The 4,613-nt window shown below is 28.8% G+C and carries 5 protein-coding genes and 1 pseudogene; 3 read left to right on the top strand and 3 right to left on the bottom strand.

Going from position 1 to position 4,613, the window contains the following annotated elements:
• Window positions 1-45 precede the first annotated feature (45 nt).
• Window positions 46-840, top strand: coding sequence for a ParA family protein (locus HMPREF2663_RS04580; RefSeq protein WP_000022892.1), 795 nt, complete (start codon window positions 46-48; stop codon window positions 838-840).
• A 5-nt stretch (window positions 841-845) separates the two neighbouring features.
• On the top strand, window positions 846-1,046 hold the full coding sequence (locus HMPREF2663_RS04575; RefSeq protein ID WP_000896836.1) for a hypothetical protein: 201 nt from the start codon (window positions 846-848) through the stop codon (window positions 1,044-1,046).
• Window positions 1,047-1,174: 128 nt separating this feature from the next.
• Here HMPREF2663_RS04575 and HMPREF2663_RS13195 read toward each other — a convergent pair.
• From HMPREF2663_RS13195 to HMPREF2663_RS04565, 3 genes and pseudogenes are all read right to left on the bottom strand, one after another.
• Window positions 1,175-1,309, bottom strand: a pseudogene (locus HMPREF2663_RS13195) (HAD hydrolase family protein); the annotation flags it as partial.
• Between the two features lie 63 nt (window positions 1,310-1,372).
• Complete coding sequence (locus tag HMPREF2663_RS04570; RefSeq protein WP_001077893.1) at window positions 1,373-1,933, bottom strand: hypothetical protein; 561 nt, start codon at window positions 1,931-1,933, stop codon at window positions 1,373-1,375.
• Between the two features lie 204 nt (window positions 1,934-2,137).
• Window positions 2,138-3,682 carry a quaternary ammonium compound efflux MFS transporter QacA gene (locus tag HMPREF2663_RS04565; protein ID WP_000622776.1) on the bottom strand — a complete coding sequence of 515 codons (1,545 nt, stop codon included), beginning with the start codon at window positions 3,680-3,682 and terminating at the stop codon, window positions 2,138-2,140.
• Window positions 3,683-3,859: 177 nt separating this feature from the next.
• Between HMPREF2663_RS04565 and qacR the strand changes: the two genes are divergently transcribed.
• Window positions 3,860-4,426 (top strand): multidrug-binding transcriptional regulator QacR, encoded by a 567-nt coding sequence (qacR, locus tag HMPREF2663_RS04560; RefSeq protein ID WP_001832666.1) that lies wholly within the window; start codon window positions 3,860-3,862, stop codon window positions 4,424-4,426.
• Window positions 4,427-4,613: the final 187 nt, after the last annotated feature.

Below are 4,613 nucleotides of genomic sequence, written 5' to 3'. Positions count from 1 at the left end.
GAACTAATGTAAAGAGTAAAGACATAGTAAATGGGAGGTATTATTTTGAGCATAATAACAGTTGGAAATTTTAAAGGTGGTGTAGGTAAAACAACAGTAGCCACGTTACTTTCTTATATTGCATCTGAAAATTATGATAAAAAAGTACTTTTAATAGATTTTGATCCTCAGGGAAATGCAACTCAAATTATGAAAAGAACTTATCCGGAATTTGAGGAAGAAAAGATTTCATTTATAAACATGCTAAAAAATGGAAATATAGATCAAAGTATTGTGAAATTAACTTCCAAATTATCACTATTACCAGCTGATTCATCTTTGGCTAACTTATCCGATATCATTTCAAAGACAGATATTCTAAAGAAAAGATATATTTTAAAAAATGTGGTTGAAAAAATTAAAGAAATTCACGATTTCGACTATATATTTATTGATGTACCACCTACTATTAACTCTGATTTCACTAATAATGCTGTTTATGCAAGTGATTACATTTTAATGGTATTTCAAACACAACAATCTGCTTATGAAAGTAGTCTTTCATTTGTTAATTTTTTAAGGGATCGAAAAAAAGAATCAGATTTATCGTTTGAATTGGTTGGCGCTGTTCCAGTATTAATTAAAAAAAGTGGACGTGTAGATAAACAGATATTAGATATGTCTAAATCAGCATTTTCTGAAGCACTCTTTGAGAACCAGATATATCAAAGAGAAAGAATAAAAAAATTTGCCGCTGATGGAATAAAAGATAAAGATATGCATGACAAAAAAGTTATATATATGTTTAACAAAGTCTACGAAGAATTAGTTAATAGAATTAGATTAATTGAGGGTGAGTGATATTTATGGCAGGATTTTTAGATAACATAGATACATCTGAGGTAAAATATACGGAAAATTATAAACCGGTATCTAAAAGTACGACTATGAGAGTGGACACTGATATAAAAAAAAGACTAAATCAAATGGCATTAGATAAGGATACATCTATAAAAGCTATAGTTGATGAAGTGTTAGGAGAATTTTTGGAAAAAAATAAGTATTAGTATTATATATATATTGAAAGAGTGTGTCATTACTTTAGACTGTAATGACACACTCTTATTTTAAATAACTTCTGATAATCATCAGTTATGTTAAACTCTAACAAAAACTAAATTATCAGAAGAATTATCTAGGGTATTAAACATAGGTAAATCAATTTTCTATCGCCAATAGTATAAACATCATCCATATTAATCTGAAGATAGCTACATAATTCTTTAACAGCATAGCCTTTATTTGTATAAGGCGCCATAAACTCTATTAAATATGGTTTGTTTTGAGGTTTCTATGTTTAATCATTTAATTTTTCATTATATAAATCGAATAATTATAAAAAGTCATCATACTTTTTATTTTTTAAAAATATTTGAAAATTTAATAGTAATCCAATTATAAGATCAAATATCATTATCATTATAATCAAGGCAACTATAATCACTGTGACACTCGTTACATAACAAGCTAGTAATCTCCAGATAAAATTGACATTTTCACCAATTCCATAACTTAACATATTACAAAGTAGTAAAAGAATAATAATACCTATACTGTAAATTAAAATTGTCAGTGTATATTTTTTAATAACTCTATTAGGAAACAATAGTTCATCTATTAGGTTCTTTTTCACCAGTATCTCTCGTTCAATTCTATCTTTGTCACAGATTTTGATTTTACTATTTTTTATTTTTTCCTCTAATAAAATAACCTCGAACGATCTGCTAATTTTTAATAAATATGCAGGAAAAGCTAATGTTAAGCATAATGTAATTAATTCATTTACATTGTTCATGTAACTTATAAAATAGATGAAAGTTGCTACTAGTGCTCCTAAAAATATAGTTATATTAAGTTCTACATCAAATATTTTAAAAATATCTGCTCTATTCATCAGTTAATCATCCTTTCAAGGTTTATTAATACTAATAAATTATTAGATATAGGTATATCATATTATTAATTTAAGAAATTGTCTTTTATAATTTTACTTAATAATAAAAAAGTAGAACCATTTAAAATTAATGGTTCTACTTTTTAACTATTACTAATTTTAAAAATAAACTAATCTACAATATCTAAAAATATATGTTTAGTACTATTTTTGTTTAGTTATATCAAGTGATTTGGGAATTAACAAATAGACAACTATTGAAATGATAATCATGATAATCCCACCTACTAAAGCAGTTGCTACAAAAGCATCATTAAATGATGTTACAGCCTCGTTTGCAAGCTGTTTTATCCCCGTAGCTTTAGCTACTTCGACAGCGCCCACTACAGATTCTTCAGCTACATGAGCTAAATCTCCAACTATACCTTTTGATGAAAAAGATGAAATATCTAAAAATACACGATAAAGCATAGAAGATAGGCTACCAAGTACTGCTACACCAAAAACATTTCCAAGGTCATACATAGACTCTTCAACAGCAGCTGCATTACCTGCTTTTGATGTAGGTGTTTCTAACATTATTAGAGCAGATGCAACTGCTAGTGAAGCCATACCAGCTCCAACTAAAATTAATGCTAAAGCCATTGTAGAATATGATAATGGATGACCAAAGAAATACATAATAAACATGCCAATGGCTGCAATTCCAATTCCGGAAGGTAACACTATTTTCGGTCCAAATCGCGCCGCTAATCCGGGTGCAATTGGTGCAAACACCATATCTCCTATTGCCATAGGTAATAGGTATAAGCCAGCTTTAAAAGGAGAAAGTTCTTCCACAACCTGTAACCATTGTGAAGCTAATAACAAAACAGATGCCATTGCAAACATTGTCATAAATGCAGCAATTGTACCAGCTGAAAATGATCTCTTTTTAAAAAGTCTTACGTCTAACATTGGATCAGAACTTGATAAATTACGTTTAACAAATATCACTATCATGGTAATTGCTAATACTATTACAACCCATGGAATAATATCTGCTAGTCCTTCTTTTGAAAATTCTTTGATACTCCATACCAGTCCAATCATGCCTGCAATTGATAAAATTGTAGAAGGAATATCCCACGAGTGAGACTTTTCTTTTGATAACTTAGACTCTGGTAATAAAAATAAACCTGCTACAACTGCTATTATCGCAAACGGTACATTAATTAAAAATGCCGAGTGCCATGAAAATTGCTCAAGTAAAGCTCCTCCGATAATTGGTCCAAAAACAGCACCTATCGATGAAGCGATTGACCATACAGCTAATGCAGTGGCCCTTTCTTTAGGGTTTTCAAAAATTACTCTTATCATTGAAAGAGTAGTTGGCATTATTAAAGCACCTGCAATACCAAGTAAAAATCGAATAGCTATTACGAACTCTGCACTTTCTGCGAAAAATATAGCTAATGAAACGAGGCCAAATAAAGCAAATCCAGTTAATAATGCTTTTTTTCTTCCCCATTTATCAGCAAAGGCACTCAATGGAATTATAAAGCCAGCTAAAACAAGAGAGTATATATCAACTATCCATAACTGTTGGGTACCAGAAGGCTCTAACTCTCTTACTAATTCCGGTAAAGCCATAATTAATATTGTCATATCCATTGTAACAACAAACAAACTAACAGCTAATACTACTAGTGCAGTCCATCTTTTTTTTGATGTCATCATATCAGTAGTTTTTGTAAAAAATGAAATCATTTAAGTTCCCTCCAATCCTTATAGACCGTGCGATCGGTCTATAAGGATTGTAATCTATTTTTTTACATATTACAACAAAAAATCTTGCGAAATTTAAATGGCTGTATTGTGTTATACAATTATTCTTTGAATTTTTTGTGCTATCATTGATAGTACTTAATACTCATTAAAGGCGTGATGAACTTGAAAGATAAAATACTAGGTGTCGCAAAGGAATTATTTATAAAAAATGGATATAATGCCACTACTACTGGAGAAATTGTTAAATTATCAGAAAGTAGTAAAGGGAATCTTTATTATCACTTTAAAACAAAAGAAAATCTATTTTTAGAAATTTTAAATATAGAAGAATCTAAATGGCAAGAACAGTGGAAAAAGGAACAAATCAAATGTAAAACTAATAGAGAAAAATTTTATTTATATAATGAACTATCTTTAACAACCGAATACTATTATCCACTTCAAAACGCAATAATTGAATTTTGCACTGAATATTATAAAACTAATAGCATTAATGAAAAAATGAATAAATTAGAAAACAAATATATAGATGCTTATCATGTAATTTTTAAGGAGGGTAATTTAAATGGCGAATGGTGTATTAATGATGTTAATGCTGTTAGTAAAATAGCAGCAAACGCTGTTAATGGAATTGTTACCTTTACACATGAACAAAATATTAATGAAAGAATTAAACTTATGAACAAGTTCTCTCAAATTTTTTTAAATGGACTTAGTAAATAATTATATATATATTCTTGAAATACCAATAAATATTATTTCTAAATTACGTTCGTTATTGAGAAAAAATATAGAAAAAAAGAGAGGGCAAAAACGCTCTCTCTTTTTCTTGTCTTATTATTAAAATCTCATAATACATGATTAACATGTATTATGGGACGCTGTGAGAAACGCTCATTTGCATTGACAA

This window comes from Staphylococcus sp. HMSC077D08 (assembly GCF_001837945.1).
Lineage (GTDB): Bacteria > Bacillota > Bacilli > Staphylococcales > Staphylococcaceae > Staphylococcus > Staphylococcus epidermidis.
The sequence above is the reverse complement of the archived record's forward strand: the minus strand, read 5'-3'. Positions and strand labels throughout refer to the sequence as shown.

Excerpts from the sequence above, each read along its gene's own strand:
- HMPREF2663_RS04575 (WP_000896836.1), top strand. The coding sequence starts at position 846 with ATGGCAGGATTTTTAGATAACATAGATACATCTGAGGTAAAATATACG.
- HMPREF2663_RS04570 (WP_001077893.1), bottom strand. The coding sequence starts at position 1,933 with ATGAATAGAGCAGATATTTTTAAAATATTTGATGTAGAACTTAATATA.
- HMPREF2663_RS04565 (WP_000622776.1), bottom strand. The coding sequence starts at position 3,682 with ATGATTTCATTTTTTACAAAAACTACTGATATGATGACATCAAAAAAA.
- qacR (WP_001832666.1), top strand. The coding sequence starts at position 3,860 with ATGAACTTGAAAGATAAAATACTAGGTGTCGCAAAGGAATTATTTATA.